The organism is Paenibacillus sp. MAHUQ-63, assembly GCF_028765165.1.
In the GTDB taxonomy this organism is placed as follows: domain Bacteria; phylum Bacillota; class Bacilli; order Paenibacillales; family NBRC-103111; genus Paenibacillus_E.
Map to the genome: position 1 here is coordinate 212186 of NZ_JARADB010000005.1, position 19867 is coordinate 232052.

Below are 19867 nucleotides of genomic sequence, written 5' to 3' on the forward strand. Positions count from 1 at the left end.
ATGATCATAGAAAAAAAAGGCATGGGCACCTCGATCAGCAAGCTGGTGAAAGATCCTTCCTCGCTGATACTCGTTCTCATCAGTTTCGCCGTACTCTGTCTCTTCGTCGTTTATCCGCTTATTTATGTAATAGCGCTCCCGGGAGCGACGGATTGGACGACTTTCTTCAGCAAAAGCCGTTATGGCACAGCTCTGCTGAATACGGTCGTTAGCTCCTCCCTCTCCGCACTGACAGCAACCGTATGCGGATTTATTTATGCCTATTCGATTCATTACAGCAACATTGCGGGGAAAAAGTTTTTCCGCTTCATCGCGTTTCTTCCGATTCTTGCGCCGTCTGTCATGACGGGTCTGGCGTTTCTGCTGCTGTTCGGACGCGGCGGCATGGTGTCGCAGACGCTCAAAGCCTGGTTTAACGTCGAGCTCGACTTATACGGCTTGCCGGGGCTGTGGATCGTGCAGACGATCTCCTATTTCCCGCTGGCGTATATGACCATAACCGGTGTACTGCGCTCCATCTCGCCGAATCTGGAAATCGCCGCTCAGAACCTGGGGGCTCGTGGCTTCAAGCTGTTCCGTACGATCACGTTGAAGCTGGCGCTGCCTGGGGTCATCAACGCCTTCCTGCTGGTCGCCATCAACTGCTTCGCGGATTTCGGGAATCCGAAGCTGATCGGGGGCAACTATTCCCTCCTGGCCGTTGAAATTTACGGGGAAATCATTAATAACGAGCCCGGACTCGCGTCCGTCATGGGGGTTGTTCTGGTCATCCCTGCACTCATCGTATTCGTCGTTCAGAACAAGCTGCTGTCCAAAGGTTCTTATTCCACCATTACGGGGAAGCCTGTCTCTGGCCTTAACCGGGTGAAAACATCCCGCAAAATGGATATCGTTCTATTTATTTTCAATAGTGTGATGGCACTTTTCATTCTGGCCATGTTCGCGATCACGATCTTGTTCGCATTTACCAAAAATTTCGGCCGCGACAACACCTTTACCCTTAGTCATATCACCAAAATGGTGTTCAACCCGTCAAGCCCCGCTGTCCTCAACAGTCTGGTGCTGTCGCTCATTTCCTCCATTCTGGCCGTCGCCTTCGCGCTCGTTCTGGCTTATGTCGTTGTTCGCAAGCCATTCCCGGGCAAAAGGTGGCTGGATTTCACCGCCGTTCTGCCGATCGCGCTGCCGGGTACATTCGTGGGCTTGGCGCTAATCGTCGCTTTCAGCAACGGACCGATTATGCTGCAGGGCTCGGCCATCCTGATTATCGTAGCCATGCTGCTTAAGCAGATGCCGGTCGGATACCGGGGACTCACCGCTTCCTTCAAGCAGGTGGACAAATCGATCGAGGAAGCCGCCACGAATCTTGGTGCGGACAGCCGCCGCACCCTGACGACGATCGTTTTTCCGATGCTGCAGAAAACGATTGTCGCCAACTTCGTGTACGCTTTTATGAAAAATATGAATACGTTAAGCACCATCGTCTTTCTGATTACACCCAAATGGGTCGTCGCCGCCGTATCGATCTTCAACTATGCAGAGACCGGAACTTACTACTGGGCTGCCGCCGTTGCCGTCGGTTTGATGGGGACTACGCTCGCTACGCTCGGTATTATGAAGCTCATTTTCCGCTCGAAGGTTAAAATATTTGATTTCTAGCACGTTCTAAGGAGTGAGATTGCATGAGTTCATCCATATTGTTGGACTTAAAAAATGTCAGTAAGGTGTTCGGGAGCAACCACGTTCTCAAACAGATCGATCTGCAGATTGAACGCGGGAAATTCATTACGTTCCTCGGGCCCAGCGGCTGCGGGAAAACGACGCTGCTCCGCTCAATTGCCGGCTTCTATACCATAGATGACGGTGAAATCCGCATCGACGGCCAGGTTGTCAACGATCTGCCGCCATATAAACGGGGAACGCCGATGGTGTTCCAAGAGTACGCCCTGTTCCCGCACATGACGGTTTTCGATAATATCGCTTACGGTCTGGATATTCAGAAGCGCCCTGAAGATGAAGTGCAGGAGCGCGTTAAAACGGCGATGGCCAAAGTGAAGCTGACCGGCCTGGAAGAGCGTTACCCGCACGAGATGTCCGGAGGCCAGCAGCAGCGGGTCGCCATGGCCCGCGCGCTGGTCATGAACTCGCCGATCATCCTGCTGGATGAGCCGCTGAGCAACCTCGACGCCAAGCTGCGGGAGGAAGTTCGCGTCGAGCTGCGCACCATTCAGCAGGAGCTCGGCCTTACGGTCATCTATGTGACTCATGACCAGCTCGAAGCTTTATCGATGTCGGATCACATCGTCGTATTCAATAAGGGAGCGATTGATCAATACGGCACTCCCCACGAAATCTACTATAAGCCCCGCACCGCTTATGTCGCCGATTTCATCGGGACGACCAACTTTGTGGACGCGGTTGTCCGCGATTTATCCGGCGGCAAGGCGACAGTCGAGTATGGCGCGAGTGGCCGCCAAGTGAGCGTCATCACCGATGAAGCGGTGAAGCCCGGCGAGAGCGTGCTGCTCTGTGTGCGCCCGGAATCGATGCGGCTCGGCGCTGCGGAAGAAGGCGATCTGCTCCTTAGCGGCTTCGTGAAATCGTCCATGTTCTTGGGCGAGAAGGAACGTTATTTCATTTTGGACGATAATATGAAAGAATGGATTGTCGATGCCTACGACATTGGACTGACTCGCTTCCAGGGCAACGTGACGATATCCGCTGCGAATGATAAAATTCATTTAATCAAGAAGAACGTATAGGACATAACAGACATAGCATGGGCTGAAAAGGGGAACTTTGGTTTCCTTTTTTGGCTGTTCGGGAGGTATTGCATCATGTGGAAAAAAGGCTTGCTCGTGCTCCTGGCGGGGATCTGCGTGTTCTTCGGCTTGCGCCTGTTCGGGGAAAAGAAAAGCAATCAGCCGCTCAAAGTTTACGTCATCTTCCAAGAAGACGCCGGCCGCATTCTGCTGGAAACCTTCAAGGAGAAAACGGGACAACCTTACGACATCATCCGGATGTCGAGCGGGGAAGCCAGCTATCATCTGCTGACGCTCGGCAAGACCGGAATCGACGTGGTGCTTGGCGGCCCGGCCGACCTGCATGAACAGCTGAAGCTCCAAAGCAAGTCGCTGCGGTACACCCCCGCCGGCGCCGGCTCCATCGCCGCCAAATACAAAGACGCCGCCGGCTACTGGACCGGCATCTATATGGGCGCGCTCGCCATTGGCGTCAACCAGACCGTCTGGCAGCAGGATCCCTTGCTTCGGGATCTGCCGCTGCCGCAGCGGTACGAAGATCTGCTCCGCCCCGAGCTCAAGGGCAAAATCGAAATTCCCGACCCCGAAACGTCGGGAACCGGCTATACGCTGCTGGCTTCGCTTGCCCAGCAGCGCGGGGACAGCGAAGCGATCGCCCTCATGCAGGCGCTCAAGAAGCAAAGCGCCGCCATGACGTTCGCGGGCAATACGAGCGCGCAGCATTTGGCCGAAGGCGAGATGGCCGCGGCCGTCTCCTTCTTAAGCGATCAGCTCCGCTTCAAGAATTCGGGCTACAGCATCTCCTCCTTCATCCCGCCGCAGGCGGGATGGGAGATCGGCGCCGTATCCATCCTGAAGGGCGGGAACAGCAGTGCAGCGGCGAAGCAGCTGGTCGATTTCATGCTGTCCCGCGAGGTGCAGACCGACTATATGAATACGGCGTTCTCCTTCCCCGTTGCGCCCGACATCCCGGTGAACCCGCTGCTTGAGCCCGTGAAGCTGGAGAATCTGCTGGCTTCGTACCGCTTCGACCTTGCGGCGCAGCAGCATGAGAAGCTGCTTGCGGCTTGGCGGACAGCGGAGTAGGCCATCACGTGGGGTGCTGTGCTAGGATCCGTTAGCCCGGTGCAGCACCCAGCTTTCTAACGGACTGTACGTCCGCTATTGCCCTGAACAACGCCGCGTTCCGATTCTAACGGACACAGCGGACCCTATTTGCCTATTTCAGGCTAATAAGTCTCTCGGAAGGAGCAAATAACAGCTCCCTTGTCCGTTAAATGTTCGAGGAGGCCCTTTTCCATCGAATAAGAGCAGCTGGGTCCGTTAGAGTGTCGCGCTCCACTCCCGAAATAACAAAAAGCTGTCAGCTCAGCAGAATGACTGCCTGAGACTAACAGCTTTTTTGCTTCGCGTGTTACGCCCTCTTACGCATGCACAGGACTAACGTCCTGCTGCCGCTTAGCCGCTTGAAGCCGGCTCGAGCCCACGAACATCGCCGTAACGAACCCGATCACGCCTACACAGATACTGAGAATGAACCCGTGGTTGATCGCCGTGGCCAGCGCTCCTTGCAGGAACTCCCGGATCTCCGGCGGAATCGTTCCGCCCGCCCGCATCAGCAGCTCGGGATTGGCCAAGGTGCCGATTTGGTCGGCCGGAATGCCGACCTTGCCCGCGCCGTCAGCGATAAGATGGCCGAGATTGTTATTCACAATCGTCGCCATAATCGACGCCCCCATAATGCCGCCGATGCTGCGCCAGAAGCCCACGATCGAGGAGCTGACGCCCATATATTTGGGGTCGACATTCGCGGCAACGGCGTTCTGCGCCACACTCATGAGCGGTCCCACCGCGCCGACGCCGAGCAGAATCATAAGGCCGATCATATAGCCTCCGGAAGCATGAGAGCTTACGAGCGTTAACAGCAGCGACACGATAACCGTCATGATCATGCTGACCATAAGCAGCGGCCGGAAGGCGAATTTCGACTGCAGGAAGCCGAACAGAATGGCGCCGCAAATGAGCGAAGCCATCATCGGCGTCAGCACGCCGTTGGAGTTGGGATGGCCAAGCACAGCTACAGTGAAAATAGGCAAATAAGTAATGGCCGAGAACATGAGCACGCCTTGGCAGAACACGATGATGCTGGTTCCGAGCACCATGCGGTTCTTAAATATCGTGAGCGGAAGAACCGGCTCCGCCGCCCGTCGCTCTACGAGAATAAACACCGTGCCGAAGAGCGCCGCTGCGGCAAACAAGCCGATTTCCTGCCAGGAGCTCCAGGCGTAATCTTTGCCTCCCCATTCCAGCGCCAGCATGAGAGACACCGTTGTCACGATAAGGAATAATGTGCCGAGATAATCGATTGTCGGCTTACGCTCCGAGCGTGTCTCCTTGAGTGCAACCATCAGGACAAGCATAGAAGCCAGGCCGATAGGGACATTGATGTAGAAATTCCATCTCCATCCCAAGTGCTCGGCGATGAAGCTGCCCAGCTGGGGGCCGGCTACGGACGAGAGCCCGAAGATAGCGCCGAATACGCCGGACATTTTGGCCGCATCCTTCGGATCGCTGAAGATCGTATAAATGATCGTAAAACTAATAGGAAACAGCGCACCGGAACCGATACCTTGAATGACCCGGAACCAGATCAGCTGATCGACGTTTTGAGCGATTCCACACAGGGCGGAGCCGATGAGGAACAGCGCGATCCCGATCAGATAGAACATTTTTCTGCCGAATAAATCCGACATTTTCCCGAAGACCAGCATCGTGCTCGTCGAAGCCAGCATGTAGGCGGTGAACACCCAGCTGATTTTATCGAATACGTTGAAGTCCTCGCTTAATTTATTGATGCAGGAGGCCACGATCGTATTATCCAAAGACGACATCAGCAGGCCGAGCGCCATGGCCAAAATAATCAAATTTTTATTCGAACCGGATTGGTTCATGTTAATCCCTCTCTTCATCCTTAACTTGTTTCATAAGGGCAAGCCCCTCCTGAATCGCATCCAGCTTGGCTTGGTACTCTTTCATTCCGATTTGAATGCATATAACCTGCGACGGCTGCATGTCATCCTTAAAGCGCAACCGCATATCTTTCAGCTGCTGCAGCTGTTCCTCGACATGAAGGTACGCCTTCTCCAGCCACGCGATCACCGTGTCCTTACTGACAAACTCGCCGAAAAACAATCGCATCAGGAAATCCGACTTCACGCTGTCCGATTCAATCGGACTGTCCAGATATCCGTTGAATTGCTCCTTTCCTCTCTCGGTAATGGTATACACATTCTTGTTCGGCTTCCCATCCTGCGCAACGCTTTCCTTCGTCAGCAGCCCCTCCTTCTCCATCCGGTGAAGCATGGGGTAAATCGTTCCGTAACTGGAGCTGTAGAAGTAGGAAAATAAAGTCTCAAATAGTTGTTTAATTTCATATCCGGTTAACGACCGATTCATAAGTGTGCCTAGAATGACGTCCTGACTGTTCATGTTGGAAAGCTCCTCCGTTTGTTTCGTTGTTATATAACGATCCTTACTATATCATACCGATATATATCATGTCTATATATTTGAAATGAAAAAGTGAGTATGTTACAATCGCACTATCACTTAACGATTGGAGTTGAAGAGGATAATGTAATATTTCTTGCGACCGATTTAAAGAATAAAGCAGCTAGGCTTTTATTCTTTATCAGAGCAAGGAAGTTACCTTATTCTTTTCACTCAAAATATATCCGGTACCGGCCCTGCTGCAGGCAGGCTTTGCCGTATCTTTTTGAGCTGTGAGAAAGGTAACTTTCTTGCAGCTCATTTTTTATTTCCATCAAAGGAGGTTTCGGCTATGTCATTAATCAAAGTAACGAACCTGACGTTTGCCTATGACGGCAGTTACGACAACATCTTCGAGGATGTAAGCTTTCAAATCGATACCAATTGGAAATTAGGCTTCACCGGAAGAAACGGCCGGGGGAAGACCACGTTCCTTAACCTGCTGCTCGGTAAATACGACTACAGCGGAACCATTTCGGCCGGCGTAAGTTTCGACTATTTCCCTTTCCATGTAGCGGATAAGGAGAACAATACCATCGATATCATCACCGATCTCTACCCGGATTATGAGCACTGGCAGCTTATGCGCGAGCTTTCGCTCCTGAAAGTGTCGGAGGACGTGCTCTACCGGCCTTTCGAGTCGTTATCCAACGGGGAACAAACGAAGGTACTGTTGGCTGCTCTATTTTTGAAGGAAAACAGCTTTCTGCTCATCGACGAGCCGACCAACCATCTGGACATCCACGCCCGGAAGCTTGTCAGCGAATATTTGCGGGGCAAGAGCGGGTTTATTCTTGTTTCGCATGACCGGTCATTTCTCGATAACTGCGTAGACCACATTCTTTCGATCAACAAAACCAATATCGAGATCCAACGAGGGAATTTCTCCGATTGGTGGGAGAACAAACAGCGGCAGGACAACTGGGAACTGGCCGAGAATGAGAAGCTGAAGAAGGACATTAAGCGTCTGTCCGATGCAGCCAAGCGAACGAACGACTGGTCGCACGAAGTGGAGAAAACGAAGAACGGCACCCGCAACTCGGGCTCTAAGGTTGACAAAGGCTACATCGGGCACAAAGCTGCCAAAATGATGAAGCGGTCCAAGTCCATCGAACAGAGACAGCAATCTTCGATTGACGAAAGATCCCAGCTTCTGAAGAACGTCGAGAGCTCGGAAAGCCTGAAAATCACACAGCTTGCGTATCATAAGCACCAATTAGCCGAGCTTGACCATGTTGCCATCCGGTATGGCGAGAAAAGCGTTTGCCGCGATGTCAGCTTCACGATCGAGCAAGGGGACCGCATCGCACTGACAGGTCCGAACGGTTCCGGCAAATCCAGCTTACTCAAGCTGATTTGCGGCGAGGATATTCCCCATTCCGGCGTGTTTCGCAAAGGGAGCCAATTGAAAATTTCCTACGTTTCGCAGGATACTTCTCATTTGCGCGGGAATCTGACGGACTTCGCCCGAAGCAGCGAGATTGACGAAAGCTTGTTCAAGGCCATTTTGAGAAAGCTTGATTTCTCACGCTTGCAATTCGAGAAGGATATTGCGTCTTATAGCGGAGGCCAGAAGAAGAAGGTGTTGATTGCGAAGAGCCTCTGCGAACGCGTCCATTTGCATGTCTGGGACGAACCGCTCAATTTCATCGATGTCATTTCCCGGATCCAAATCGAAGAACTGCTGCTGGAGCATTCGCCTACCATCCTGTTCGTGGAGCATGACAGCGAGTTCAGCAAGCGTATTGCAACCAAAACAGTGGAATTAAAGGGATAATTAAGACTTAGGAGGATGAAAGCGATGATTGAGATTGAGGTTGTAGATGATTCCGTGAACCGGTTCTTGTTGTCGGTCAACCCGGTTCACGAGCAAACAAACCGACGGGCTGAGACATACGTATCCATTGATAGACGCACTTAGCGATGCTGTGGGCGGGTGAAGAATAAGGCTCTGTCAAGCACACGAAAAAAGCCGCCCAAGGTCATCTCTGACCCTAGACAGCTTCCCCATCCCCTTTACCAGAACAACTCTCCGTGCCCTAACAGGCGCGACAGTCCTTCCACGAAATAATAGTCGCCATAAATGAGCGGCACATCCACATTCTTGCCTTCCGGATAGTGGCTCGTGCCGTGCAGAATGAGCCCTTCCTCCGTCTCCGAATCCCACGCGCCGTAGTTCGCGTAGAGCGATTGCAGAATACGCTCGCCCGCCTGGCGATACAGGGTGCTCTCCTGGCCGCCGACCTGTTCGGCGATCAGCAGCAGACCGCAAGCCGCACAAGCGCCGGCCGATGTGTCCCGATAAGCCGTGATGCCTTCCGGCAAGCGGAAATCCCAATGCGGCACGCTATCCTCCGGCAAGTTCGCGAGGAAGAAGTGCGCGGCGCGCTTCGCCCCGTGCAGATACCGCTCATCCCCCGTGTGGAGATGGCTGAGCGCCATGCCGTATACCGCCCAAGCGGTGCCGCGGGACCAAGCGGACTCGGGAGCGAAGCCTTGCCCGCCCTTCACTTCCAGCTTCTCGCCCGTATGCGGATCGAATACCACGATATGGTTCACGGAACCGTCCGGGCGAAGGAAGTGCTCGAGCGCCATATCGGCGTGCCGGATGGCGATCTGCTTGTACCGCGGGTCTCCGGTCGTCCGGGAGGCCCAATACAGCAGCGGCAGGTTCATCATGCAATCGATGATGGCCCAGCCGGCATTGTCTTCCCCTTCACGCCACGGATTCCAGGCGCGAATGTAGTTCCCCTGCACGTTGAAGCGTGCAGCAAGCAGATTCGCCGCGAGCAGCGCGCGGCGTTTGGAATCCTCCGCGCCGAGCAGCTTGTAGCGCGCAACACTGGTCAGCGTCCACATGAAGCCGATATCGTGGTCCAATCGGTAATAATCCGCGATGACCTGGTCGAGCTGACGCTCGCAGGACTCCGCCAGCAGCTTCAGCTGCTCGTCTTGCGTGTCGCGGTACAGCAGCCACAGCAGCCCCGGCCAGAAGCCGGCCGTCCACCAGGAAGCAGGCTCCAGCTGATATTCACCCTTCACGCTGGCGTGCGGGAAGCCGTCGCCGATCCGTTTGCTCGTTCTTGCTACTTTGGCCGTCGTCTTATCCCAAGCTTCCTGAGCCCAATCCAATGTCGTACTCATCTCCACCACTCCTGATCGAAAGATTTGTTATTGAAATTCAAAACGAAACGCCGCTTCCAGCGAAAGTCCCTGAGCTGCGCCGGATGCTCCGACACCTGGTTTCAACGTGAAATCGAGTGCGTAACACGTCTGGGGCTTGTCGAAATGATCCACATGATGCAGAGCTTCTACCTGCCAATCGAACAGGCTCCGGTCATAAGAAACATAAACCTGCGCCTCGCCGGATGCCGCGATAATAATTCGCCCATCCTCCGCGAGCTGCGGACGGTGCCAAGCGATAAAGCGCTCCACGAGTGACGCGGGCGCTTGTCCGAACGCGTAGCGGTCCGCCACCTCAAGGACCGGAGGCTCGCTCTTGCGCCAAGTGAAGCGCCGCACCAGCTCTGTCAGCTTCTCCGTGCCGTAGGCGCTGGAGATTTCCAGAGCAAAAACGTCCTGCTCAGCGCTGCTCTCGAATGCAACGACCTCGGCCCGATGCTCCTCTCCGGCCTGCTGGTACAGGCCGTCAACGATCGGGACGGAATGGCTCTGCGAGCCGTTGCAGAGGATCTCATACCGCTCCGGTCCGAAATATTTCCGCGAATATTGCCCGCTTCCCAGATCCGGGAGCAATGTCTCGCCCTGCGCATACAGGATGAAATGCCCGATGTCGTTATGGTTGTGCGGTTCGTTATTATGTCCGCCTTTGGCCGCCAGTACATAGGCGCCTTGCTCTTGTAATTGCCGGGAAATCAACCACTCCGCGTCCGGCAAATAGTAGGTCGCCGTGTGCCATGCAGTCCCTTCCGCATCTTCCAGCGACCACAGCAAATTGCGGAGCGCCGGCGCCCAGCGGCTGCAGTGGTCGTCCCGGAACCCTGCGCGAAGCGCAAGCTCCGGATGCTCCATCTCGGGATAGAGCCGCTTCAAGTAGCCGCTCAAGCCCATGAAGATGCCCGCTTCCCCTTGCGAATCGGAGAAGTTGGCCAGCTTCCTGTCGTGGAGGAAGCATTTCTGCTGGAACAAGGCGACCTGCCGCACCTTGTCCGATTGGAACCAGTTCACGGCGCCGCCGGTACGCCGCATAATCAGATCCGCGGCATACGTAAAGTAGCCGAAGCCGTACTGCCAATACATGTACCCTTCGGTGCATGCTCCGTCAGCGGCGAACCCGCTCAGGTACGAAGCTAGAGCGGGGAAAGCTCGCGCCAGCACCGCGGCGAGCTCGTCCTCATCCTGCAGCGTATAGATCGCTGCAGCGGCAATGGAGCCGCCGCAGACGGATGCCCAGTTGTGAGTCGCGGTCTCCCAGTGGCTGGGAGGCTGCGTCACGAAGGGGCGCAGGATGCGGCGAAGCACCTCTTCGCGGATGCGGACGCTAAGCAGCTGGGGCAGCGAATCGCCGACCAGCGCGCTGATTTCGCTCAGCGCGAAAGCCGTCTCCGCGGCGAAGAGATCGATCGTGAACCTTTCCTGCGAATGGTTCATAAGCCCTTGCCCCTGCGTGTCTGCGTCAGACCGCATCTCAGGGCCCTGCAAGACATGGGCGGGCAAGCACCAAGTATATTCATCCAGGATGGACATGATGGTATCCGAAAGCGCATCCATATAGACGCTGTCTGCACCTTCCAGCCAAGCAAGCAGACCGAATGTCGTCAATCGGTTGCGCCGGCGGAAATAAACAAGTTCGTATTCTCTCCGAGAGCCCGTCGTGGAAAACAAATGAAATAACGAATACGTAAGCTCCGGCATCGTTTCCTGCAGCAATTTGGCGCCTTCGCTTTGTATTTCCGCGATCAGCTTCCCGGTTTCCTTTCCTTGCAGCAAACGGGTTTTCGCTTGTTCCGCCGTCTCTCCGGGAAACAGCAGGCTAGTCGGTACATCGGGGGCAGCGAGAAGCGCTGCTTTGATCTGTTTGAGGTCCCATTTATCCACCATAACACTCACCGTCATCCGACCTACTTTCTCATAGATTATGAAGGCGGCTGCCTTCCGTTGCTCGCGGACTTGCGTGATTGCACGGCCTGCCAAAAAAGCCTGTCTTTCTTATTATAAAGAAATCGGGCACCGGCGAAATCATGTTATTTTGACTTTTTTGACTCATATCTTGACCAATTGGGCGGAATGCCGCAACATGGGATGATGGTAGAGAGAGCAATATATAGAGACCATTACTTTATCGGAGAGGTTGGAACACTGTTATGAGTCATGAAGCCGTACTGGGCAGCCACGGGAAAGAGGTGCCCAAGGGGCGGTTTCCCGTTTCCCTGCTTTCATTAACCGCAGGCGCTTTCGCTATCGGCATGACAGAATTCGTGATTATGGGCTTATTGCCCAATGTGGCCGAAGATCTGCATGTAACAATTTCACAAGCCGGACAGCTCATCACGAGCTATGCCATGGGCGTCGCGATCGGAGCGCCGATTCTTGCTTTATTCACGAACAAGCTGCCGCAAAAGCTGCTGCTGTGCTTGCTGATGGGCGTATTCATCCTTGGCAATGCCATCAGCGTCATTGCCCCCAACTACACCATATTGATGGGCGCACGCATCGTGACCGCTCTGGCGCATGGGACGTTCTTCGGGGTAGGCGGCGTGATTGCCGTCCATCTCGTTCGGCCCGATCGCAGAGCGGGGGCCATCTCCGTCATGATGGCCGGCCTGACGATCGCCAATATTATGGGCGTGCCGTTCGGCACCTTCATCGGACAGCAGCTCGGCTGGCGGGCATCCTTCGGTGCGATTGTCCTCATGGGGATCGTCTCGCTGATCGGTATTATCGGCTTGATACCGCGCATTCAGCAGGAGAAGAGCGCCGGCATTATCCAGCAATTCCGTGCACTAACCAGACCTAGGCTGCTGCTCATGCTGCTGATGGGCGCGTTGGGCAGCGGCAGCTTGTTCACCGTGTTCACCTACATTACACCGCTGTTGGAACAAGTGACCGGCTTCTCGGAGCATCATGTCGCGTGGATTCTCGTTCTCTTCGGCTTCGGTGTCACCTTCGGCAACATCATCGGGGGCAAGCTGGCGGATTGGAAGCTGATGCCCGCTCTGCTTGGCAATTATGCGGCCTTGGCGCTCATTCTTATTTTGTTTCAATTTACCGTCCACATCCCCGTGGCCGCCGTTATAACCATATTCATCTGGGGCGCCGCCGCATTCGGCATTTTGCCGGGGCTTCAGCTGCGCATCATGAGCATGGCCAAAGACGCACCGATGCTCGCTTCGACTTCGAACCATTCGGCGAACAATTTGGGCAATGCCAGCGGCGCTTTCATCGGCGGATGGATCATCACGCACATGGGGCTTACTTATCTGCCTTGGGCAGGGGCGCTTCTGCCTGTGCTCGGCCTACTGCTTGGGCTTGTCAGCTACCGCTTGGACAAGAAGAAAGCTTCGTAAAACATCAAAAGCCTGCCCTTGCATAAGGGCAGGCTTTTGTATGCCGGGGAGGCGATACTATCTATTCACTCCCGAAACCGGTTCGATCAGCTTCAACAGCTCGATCAAATCCGCCTTATCGAACGTGCGATTACCATCCATGTCATAGCGGAATGGCATCGCAGCCAGGACACTGGAAATATCCCATCTCGTCTGTTGATAGAATAGAGACACAATGTGCTCCGCCGATGCCGTGCCGTCCGCGCTCCGCACTTGGATCCAGAACCGGTTAATTCCTTCCGTCAGTTGAATCGGCGAACCCAGGTCTACGACGGTTCCCGCCTCACCGCTGACCGGCTCGATCCGTTTCACTTGAACGGCGTTCCCCGCCTCGGCTGAAACCGGATGAAGGTTCCATGGGGAACTGCCGCCATGAACGACTGCTGAGAGCCAGGATTCACCGGCTGCGAGCGTTAGCCTGTATTCGCCGTTCGCAAGAACAAGCTGTGTAAGCGCCGGTTGAACGACCACAACCACCTCTTGCGACTCCGTCCCGTTCGTCATCCCTTCTCGCACATACAGCGCCTTATAGCGGTGCGTGCCCGAGCTGGCCCCCGTTATTCTGAGGTTCGCGTTGCCGTACACATCGGTTGTCACTCTCGCTACTTCCGCCCCGTTCTCCCTCAGCGAGATATGTCCCGTTACGGTCGGATCACCGACAATCCCGCCGACGGACGCGGACAACAGAACCGGTTCATCTAACCGGAGCACCCCGCTCGGGTGGTTCAGTATGAGCGTCGTTCCCTGCGTATTCGGCATCACGACCTGTGTTACGGCATCCGAGACTTGAGCCTCATGCAGCGCATCGGGCACATAAGCGGCCTGCACGGTATAGGTGCCGGGCAGCAGCGCCGCCGTCTTCAGCTCGGCGTAGCCTGCGGCGTCCAACACGACCGGTTCCGCAGATATATTACCGCCGCTGAACACGATCGCACCTGCAGGCAGCTGCGGCTCTTCTCCGGTGTTGGTCACATGCGCGGTAAATGTAACGGGAGTCCCGTAATACACGGCTTCTGTAACCGATGACGTAATCTCCACTGCAACCGGGATCGGTTTGACTTGCAGACTGATGCCGGCGGAAGTGCCTGCGTGATGATCGGCATCACCCAGATAATTGACGGAAATCGTATGCGTACCGATCCCGAGCTGATCCGTCTGCCAGGTTGCTGTCCCGTTCGTTAATGTCAGTTCATTCGGCCAACCGTTAAACCCGCCCGTACTCGATAAAGCAACCATACCCTCCGGAACGGAACTCCCGCTCCCTGTATTCGTCACCTGCACGGTAATCGTCACAAGATGCCCGTAGACGGTTTCTCCTGTTTGCGGTGTATAGCTTAACTGGACATGAACCGGCGCTTTGGTTACCGGCTGTGTGACAGCTGCGGCCGTGCTGGCCAAATGATTCGCATCGCCGGCATATTCCGCCTCGATGGACCGGTCACCGGCCGGCAAGCCCATTAAGGTGATCGCAGCCTCCCAGCTCCCGTCCAAAGCCGCGGCCGGAGTTATCGCTTGCCCGTCTTGTTTGAACGTCACGGTGCCGGTTGGAATCAAGCTATTGTTCACGGTATTTACAACCCGGACCGTCCAAGACACCGATTCCCCCGCTTCAATCGGGCTTGGCTCCGCTATTGTAATCACAGTGCCGGCTTTATTCACCGTATGCGGTACAGCCGTAGACGAGGATACGCCATGCTTAGCGTCACCGCTGTATTCCGCTTTGAACGAGTGAACGCCTGCTGCTAATTGGGGAACCGTCATGACCGCTCTCCCTGCGCCTAAAGCGGCCGTACCCAGGATCGTTCCCCCATCCTTGAACGTAACCGTACCGCCCGGAGCAAGGGCGCTGCCGTTCGTATTCGCTACGGTTGCCGTGAATGTCAACGAAGTGCCGTAGGGTGAAGCGTCTCCCTCGTCTCCCTCGCCTCCCGTCACCGATAAAGTGGATGCCGTAGGAATGAGCTGAATGACAACCGGCGTAGAGCTCGAGCTGTTGGAAAGGTGTGTAAGACTGCCGCCGTATTGCGCAGTCATCTGGTGAGAGCCTATATCTAGATCCGGCACCGTTATGGAGGTCACTCCGAAACTGAGCGTCCCTGTGCCGAGAAGATTCGCTCCGTCATAGAACGCAACCGTCCCCGTCGGCCCCAGCAAACTAATGGCGCTATTCGCCACCGAGGCGGTCAACGTCACGGCATTCCCGTACGTCGCCGAGCCTGGACTCGCGCTGATGGACACGGTCGTTGGGATACCCAGAACGGATTGTGTCAAACTGCTTGACGTGCTGGAATGGTGCTGGCTGTCTCCGTTGTAGGACGCTGTGACGGAATAACCGTTAACCGGCAGCGAGGAGGTCGATAACACCGCGACACCGCTTCCGTTAACGCCGGACGTTCCCAGCACATGGGCTCCTTCCTTGAAGGTTACTGTTCCTCCGGGCACAACCGGACTGCCGTTCGAATTGGCGACGGTTGCCGTGAACGTAATCTCTTCGCCGACGTAGATGAGACCGGCATTCGAGGTTAACGATGTATTCGTTTGAATTTGATCAACCGTATGTATGAGAGAAGAGGATTGTTCCTCGTGATTGCCATCCCCTGCGTATATGGCTGTAATGGTATGCAAGCCGGCCGGCAGATTGCCGATCGAGATGGAGGCATACGCGTTAAAATTTTCAAGCTCTGCCCATGTGCGCGTCGTGGTGCCGCTCTGACCGTTCAAGGCGACCGTCCGGGAGGCGGAATTATCGACGGTGATGCTGTTCACATAGCGGTTGCCGCCGATTTGCCACGATTTGACCAAGCTGTTATTCGCATCATAGGCATACAAATACACGTAATAATTGTTATCCGTATCATCGTAAGCCCAATACGTCAAACCGCCCCATTGGATGACGGGACAGTTCGCGCCGCAGGAAAGCTTCTTCCCAGGCTGTGCCGGGGCGAGCGCTCCGTTCTTATACGTAACGGTTGGCTCTGTCGCCGCTAACGTCTGGACACCGCCAATCGGTGTTCCCCCGTCATAAAATGTGACGGTGCCTGTCGGGGTCGAACCGCCGGATGCGGCATCCGTGATGACGGCTGTAAACTGTACCGACTCCCCGTAAGTGGACGCAGCCGGTCCCGTCAACACGTTCCCGACAGGCATTATTGCGAATGCCGCAGGCTGCCAAAGGTTCACCAGCAGCGCAATTAGCAAAACCGCACTTATCCAGCGCAGCTTCGATGTTTCCACCCTTGTACTTTTCATATACATCCCCCGCCCTGATGTGAATCTCTCTAGTTAGTATACTAGATATATCGGAATTTGGGCTTTTAAATATAATAGAAAAACCATTCGCTCCGCATGACCTGCAGGTGCAAATGGTTTCTCTATTACGCCTCAAAGGGGGCGTTCCATCACGAATTGTTCGCCTAGCTTCGCATAAGAGCTGCCTGCGAGCCGGCTGACCGGCTTCAGCTCCCGGGCATTAATATGGCCTCCGTCGTACAATCTATCGGCTATATGAAACTGAACGACCCTGCCGATGAGCAGATCGGCGGTCGGAGTGCCTTCCGTTCCGCCAAGCGGTATCGCCTGCTCGAGGACGCATTCCATGCGAATATTGGCCTCGGCGATGCCGGGTACGGCAATTTTGACGCTCGCGACTGGCGTTAAACCCGTTGCCGCCACCTCGCTTTGATCCGGGGGCAGCGGCGCCGCCGCTTGATTGATTTGGCCGATGTACGATTCGTCAGAAATATGGACAACGAACTCGCCCTTCTCGATCGCATTGCGCGAAGTGTCTTTGCGCTCTCCTTGCTTTCGCTGTACGGATACAGCGATCATCGGCGGATCCGCCGTTACGATCGTGAAGTAGCTGTAGGGAGCCGCGTTGAGCACGCCCTCGGAAGAGAGGGTTGTGACGAATGCGACCGGCCTTGGAATGATGCTGCCGATCAGCAGCTTGTAGTTCTCCCTTTCCGTCTGGCTTGAAGGGTCAATGGCTCTCATTGTGTACCACCTGCTTTACGCGGATTAACTGGCGAAATTCGCCTTGAACCAAGTTCTTGCCGCCTCGACTTCCGTACGTGTCAATTGGTGTCCGGCATTCTCCCAATGAACCTCAATCTCAGCCCCTGCGTCGCCGAGCAGCTTCTGCAGCTCTTCGGTCTCCTGCGGCGAGCAGATCGGATCGTTACGGCCTGCACCGATGAAGACCGGCGTGTCCGTCAAATCCGGAAGCTGGACACCCCGCCGCGGCACCATCGGATGATGGAGAACCGCGCCGCGCAGTGCATCCGGGTAGTGGAACAAGAGGCTGCCCGCGATGTTGGCGCCGTTGGAGTAGCCGACGGCCACCATATTCCGGCGGTCAAAGCCGTACTCCTTGGCTGCCGCGTCGAGGAAATCGTTCAACTCCTTCGTGCGGTAGATGAGGTCCTCCTCATCGAAGACGCCCTCCGCCAGCCGGCGGAAGAAGCGCGGCATCCCGTTCTCCAACACGTTGCCGCGAACGCTCAACACCGACGACTCCGGGGAAATGGCCTGCGCCAGTGGCAGCAGGTCCTTCTCCGTTCCCCCGGTCCCGTGCAAGAGCACGAGAACCGGGGCTTTAGCATCTGTTCCTTGTTGATACAGGTGTCGCATTGTCATTGCTGATTCGCCTCCAATTCTCTGACCGCGATAGGCGGAAGATTGCTTTCAATTTGAGCCCGGTTTTCTTCGAACCATTCCGGCAGCATGATTTTTTCGCCAAGCGCTTCAGGCGCTTCGTCTCTGGCGAAGCCTGGAGGATCTGTCGCGATTTCGAACAGGATGCCGCCTTCTTCGCGGAAGTAGATCGCATTGAAATATTGACGGTCTACAATCGGTGTTGGATGGTAGCCGCTGTTCTGCACATGGCTTCTCCAAAGCTCGTGCTCTGCATCGTCTTTTGCCCGCCATGCAATATGGTGGACCGTACCGGCACCGCCCGCACCGTAAGCCATCGGTGTCACTTGGAGATCAATGATGTTGCCGATCTCGCCGTAAGATTTGAATCTTGCGAACGCGCCTTCTTGGCCGATTTTCTCAAGCCCCATCACTTGCTGAAGCAGTTGAGCCGTTTTATCCGGAGCTGTACTGTAAAGGATGGCGCCGCCGAAACCTTTGATCGCTTTATCGGTTGGGATACCGCCGAAAGACCATGTGCTTGGCGCTCCTTGCTCACGTTCGACAATTTCAAGTTTCAGGCCGTCGCGGTCTTCGAACTGCAGGTAGGTTTCATGGAATCTTACGGTTTTCTCGTACGAGATGCCGAAACGGGTCAGACGCTCTTCCCAGAAAGCAAGGCTGCCTGTCGGAACCGCATAGGTGGTGATGCCCACTTGACCGCCGCCGATACGTCCTTTGCGGGAGTGAGGCCATGGGAAGAAGGTGATGATCGTTCCCGGACTGCCTTGCTCATCGCCGAAGTACAGATGGTACACTTCCGGAGCATCGAAGTTAATTGTTTTTTTCACGAGACGCAGACCAAGGATACCGGAGTAGAAATCGACAGTCCCTTGTGCGTTTTGAACGAAAGCGGTGATATGGTGGATGCCTGCAGTTTGTTGTTTTGTCATTTGAAAACACTCCTTTAGATAGTTAGTTTAGTTTTTCCTTACTTGAGCAGAAAGTTTCTTAGAATAATAAAGCGTCTATGGAATAAGCGCCTGCACCCGTTAAAGCTACACTTACAGCTACGGCAATTAGCAAAAGGTTATATTCGAAACCGCCGGCGGTGCTCCAGTACCCGTTCTTGCCGTGTACTTTGGCAATCGCCATGATCATTGTCAAAGCGATGAGCAAGGAAGCGAACACGGTGCCAAACCCTGCGGCGAACAGCAGCCCGCCTACGAATTCCATCAACCCGGCGATAACCGCCATCGCAACCCCAGGCTTAATGCCGATGGACTCCATCCAGCCGCCTGTTCCCTTCGGTCCGTAACCACCGAACCAGCCGAACAACTTCTGTGAACCGTGGGCCATGAAGCTTAGCCCGACAACCAATCGAATGACTAACAAACCTAGTGCGATACTCATTTGCAATCTCTCCTCTGTTTTGATTTTAAGAATCTTTAATTTAAGATATTGCCTAAAAGTGAAAGTAGTTTATCTCCTATAAGGATCAACTACTTGACTATTTGAAACCTTCCTGTGCGAATTTGCCGAGCTTCTTCAGCAGCTGGCTTGCGACCCGCTTCTCTTCGGTTGTGAGACCGGCCACCGCTTGCTCAATCACTTCCGTATGCTGTGGGAAAACACTCTCGATAAATTGCTTGCCCTTCTCGGTGATTTCGGCGAAGATGAGTCTGCGGTCTTCCGTTGAGGTGCGGCGAATGACATATTCCTTCTTCTCCAGTTTATCGACGACATATGTGATGTTACCGCTGCTCATCAGCACCTTGGAGCCGATTTGTTGAATGGCTTGCGCGCCTTTGTGGTAAAGCAGCTCCAGGACGCCGAATTCGGTGCGGTTCAGGCCATGCTTCCGAATGTCGCGGTCACCGTGGGCGTTCACCCACTCGCTTGCCCGGGAAAGTGCGATGTAGAGATCCAAGCTGTCATTGCGCTTCTCGCTCATCAGATTCACCTCATTTCGTTCTTCATTAGGTAGATCGTTACTTAGTGTGACTCTCGTTCATCTCGCGTTTGTTGTTTATTATGTCTCAGTTGTTTGTGCTCGATGTCTTGATTTAAAGATACTTTATTTTAAGATAAATGTCAACAGGGTATTTTAAAAAAATCGAAAAGAATTTTGTGATGTGGTCGGGGGCCTACAATGTAGTAGGTACATTGACTGGCAACTGACGTTAAAGCACTCAAGGCAGGCGTGTTATAACCGGCTAACCCGGGCTAACGGACACAGCTGCGCTTATTTTGCGAATTTGGGACATATTGAGATGCTAACGGACACAGGTGACGTTATTTCTCCGATTTGACCCGAATATAGGCACGAAATCGGTAAATAAGATCCCTGTTGTCCGT

At 54.6% G+C, this 19867-nt stretch carries 15 protein-coding genes; 5 read left to right on the forward strand and 10 right to left on the reverse strand.

Annotated features, from left to right (window positions below; translation table 11 throughout):
• The 3 genes from PUT07_RS26890 to PUT07_RS26900 all read left to right on the forward strand — a co-directional run bounded on the left by PUT07_RS26890 (window position 1) and on the right by PUT07_RS26900 (window position 3848).
• A complete protein-coding gene (locus PUT07_RS26890) occupies window positions 1–1659 on the forward strand; it encodes an ABC transporter permease (protein ID WP_274471858.1) in 1659 nt (552 codons plus the stop codon).
• Window positions 1660–1682: 23 nt separating this feature from the next.
• The gene (locus PUT07_RS26895) at window positions 1683–2762 is read left to right on the forward strand and encodes an ABC transporter ATP-binding protein (protein ID WP_274471859.1); all 1080 of its coding nucleotides are present in this window, start codon (window positions 1683–1685) and stop codon (window positions 2760–2762) included.
• Window positions 2763–2837: 75 nt separating this feature from the next.
• The gene (locus PUT07_RS26900) at window positions 2838–3848 is read left to right on the forward strand and encodes an extracellular solute-binding protein (protein ID WP_274471860.1); all 1011 of its coding nucleotides are present in this window, start codon (window positions 2838–2840) and stop codon (window positions 3846–3848) included.
• A gap of 338 nt (window positions 3849–4186) precedes the next feature.
• Here PUT07_RS26900 and PUT07_RS26905 read toward each other — a convergent pair whose 3' ends face one another.
• Both PUT07_RS26905 and PUT07_RS26910 read right to left on the reverse strand, forming a co-directional pair.
• Complete coding sequence (locus tag PUT07_RS26905) at window positions 4187–5713, reverse strand: MFS transporter (RefSeq protein WP_274471861.1); 1527 nt, start codon at window positions 5711–5713, stop codon at window positions 4187–4189.
• A 1-nt stretch (window position 5714) separates the two neighbouring features.
• Complete coding sequence (locus PUT07_RS26910; RefSeq protein ID WP_274471862.1) at window positions 5715–6251, reverse strand: PadR family transcriptional regulator; 537 nt, start codon at window positions 6249–6251, stop codon at window positions 5715–5717.
• Between the two features lie 352 nt (window positions 6252–6603).
• Here PUT07_RS26910 and PUT07_RS26915 point away from each other — a divergent pair, with 352 nt between their 5' ends.
• Window positions 6604–8088, forward strand: coding sequence for an Lsa family ABC-F type ribosomal protection protein (locus PUT07_RS26915; protein WP_274471864.1), 1485 nt, complete (start codon window positions 6604–6606; stop codon window positions 8086–8088).
• 239 nt (window positions 8089–8327) lie between these two features.
• Here the strand turns inward: PUT07_RS26915 and PUT07_RS26920 are convergent, their stop codons facing one another.
• Together PUT07_RS26920 and PUT07_RS26925 are read right to left on the reverse strand one after the other, a co-directional pair.
• A complete protein-coding gene (locus tag PUT07_RS26920) occupies window positions 8328–9455 on the reverse strand; it encodes a glycoside hydrolase family 88 protein (protein WP_274471865.1) in 1128 nt (375 codons plus the stop codon).
• A 27-nt stretch (window positions 9456–9482) separates the two neighbouring features.
• Window positions 9483–11387: a heparinase II/III domain-containing protein gene (locus PUT07_RS26925; protein WP_274471866.1), complete on the reverse strand. Its 1905-nt coding sequence runs from the start codon at window positions 11385–11387 to the stop codon at window positions 9483–9485.
• Window positions 11388–11635: 248 nt separating this feature from the next.
• Between PUT07_RS26925 and PUT07_RS26930 the strand changes: the two genes are divergently transcribed.
• On the forward strand, window positions 11636–12838 hold the full coding sequence (locus tag PUT07_RS26930) for an MFS transporter (protein ID WP_274471868.1): 1203 nt from the start codon (window positions 11636–11638) through the stop codon (window positions 12836–12838).
• Window positions 12839–12895: 57 nt separating this feature from the next.
• Here PUT07_RS26930 and PUT07_RS26935 read toward each other — a convergent pair whose 3' ends face one another.
• From PUT07_RS26935 to PUT07_RS26960, 6 genes are all read right to left on the reverse strand, one after another.
• Window positions 12896–16126: an Ig-like domain-containing protein gene (locus tag PUT07_RS26935; protein WP_274471869.1), complete on the reverse strand. Its 3231-nt coding sequence runs from the start codon at window positions 16124–16126 to the stop codon at window positions 12896–12898.
• Window positions 16127–16258: 132 nt separating this feature from the next.
• Window positions 16259–16870 (reverse strand): flavin reductase family protein, encoded by a 612-nt coding sequence (locus PUT07_RS26940; RefSeq protein WP_274471870.1) that lies wholly within the window; start codon window positions 16868–16870, stop codon window positions 16259–16261.
• A gap of 24 nt (window positions 16871–16894) precedes the next feature.
• A complete protein-coding gene (locus tag PUT07_RS26945; protein ID WP_274472001.1) occupies window positions 16895–17506 on the reverse strand; it encodes an alpha/beta hydrolase in 612 nt (203 codons plus the stop codon).
• 2 nt (window positions 17507–17508) lie between these two features.
• Window positions 17509–18462, reverse strand: coding sequence for a ring-cleaving dioxygenase (locus PUT07_RS26950; RefSeq protein ID WP_274471871.1), 954 nt, complete (start codon window positions 18460–18462; stop codon window positions 17509–17511).
• Window positions 18463–18520: 58 nt separating this feature from the next.
• Window positions 18521–18922, reverse strand: coding sequence for a DoxX family protein (locus PUT07_RS26955; protein WP_274471872.1), 402 nt, complete (start codon window positions 18920–18922; stop codon window positions 18521–18523).
• Window positions 18923–19019: 97 nt separating this feature from the next.
• On the reverse strand, window positions 19020–19463 hold the full coding sequence (locus PUT07_RS26960) for a MarR family winged helix-turn-helix transcriptional regulator (RefSeq protein WP_274471873.1): 444 nt from the start codon (window positions 19461–19463) through the stop codon (window positions 19020–19022).
• Window positions 19464–19867 lie beyond the last annotated feature (404 nt).

Excerpts from the sequence above, each read along its gene's own strand:
- PUT07_RS26945 (WP_274472001.1), bottom strand. The coding sequence starts at position 17,506 with ATGCGACACCTGTATCAACAAGGAACAGATGCTAAAGCCCCGGTTCTC.
- PUT07_RS26935 (WP_274471869.1), bottom strand. The coding sequence starts at position 16,126 with ATGAAAAGTACAAGGGTGGAAACATCGAAGCTGCGCTGGATAAGTGCG.
- PUT07_RS26940 (WP_274471870.1), bottom strand. The coding sequence starts at position 16,870 with ATGAGAGCCATTGACCCTTCAAGCCAGACGGAAAGGGAGAACTACAAG.
- PUT07_RS26950 (WP_274471871.1), bottom strand. The coding sequence starts at position 18,462 with ATGACAAAACAACAAACTGCAGGCATCCACCATATCACCGCTTTCGTT.
- PUT07_RS26905 (WP_274471861.1), bottom strand. The coding sequence starts at position 5,713 with ATGAACCAATCCGGTTCGAATAAAAATTTGATTATTTTGGCCATGGCG.
- PUT07_RS26930 (WP_274471868.1), top strand. The coding sequence starts at position 11,636 with ATGAGTCATGAAGCCGTACTGGGCAGCCACGGGAAAGAGGTGCCCAAG.
- PUT07_RS26915 (WP_274471864.1), top strand. The coding sequence starts at position 6,604 with ATGTCATTAATCAAAGTAACGAACCTGACGTTTGCCTATGACGGCAGT.
- PUT07_RS26920 (WP_274471865.1), bottom strand. The coding sequence starts at position 9,455 with ATGAGTACGACATTGGATTGGGCTCAGGAAGCTTGGGATAAGACGACG.
- PUT07_RS26960 (WP_274471873.1), bottom strand. The coding sequence starts at position 19,463 with ATGAGCGAGAAGCGCAATGACAGCTTGGATCTCTACATCGCACTTTCC.
- PUT07_RS26955 (WP_274471872.1), bottom strand. The coding sequence starts at position 18,922 with ATGAGTATCGCACTAGGTTTGTTAGTCATTCGATTGGTTGTCGGGCTA.
- PUT07_RS26910 (WP_274471862.1), bottom strand. The coding sequence starts at position 6,251 with ATGAACAGTCAGGACGTCATTCTAGGCACACTTATGAATCGGTCGTTA.
- PUT07_RS26890 (WP_274471858.1), top strand. The coding sequence starts at position 1 with ATGATCATAGAAAAAAAAGGCATGGGCACCTCGATCAGCAAGCTGGTG.
- PUT07_RS26895 (WP_274471859.1), top strand. The coding sequence starts at position 1,683 with ATGAGTTCATCCATATTGTTGGACTTAAAAAATGTCAGTAAGGTGTTC.
- PUT07_RS26900 (WP_274471860.1), top strand. The coding sequence starts at position 2,838 with ATGTGGAAAAAAGGCTTGCTCGTGCTCCTGGCGGGGATCTGCGTGTTC.
- PUT07_RS26925 (WP_274471866.1), bottom strand. The coding sequence starts at position 11,387 with ATGACGGTGAGTGTTATGGTGGATAAATGGGACCTCAAACAGATCAAA.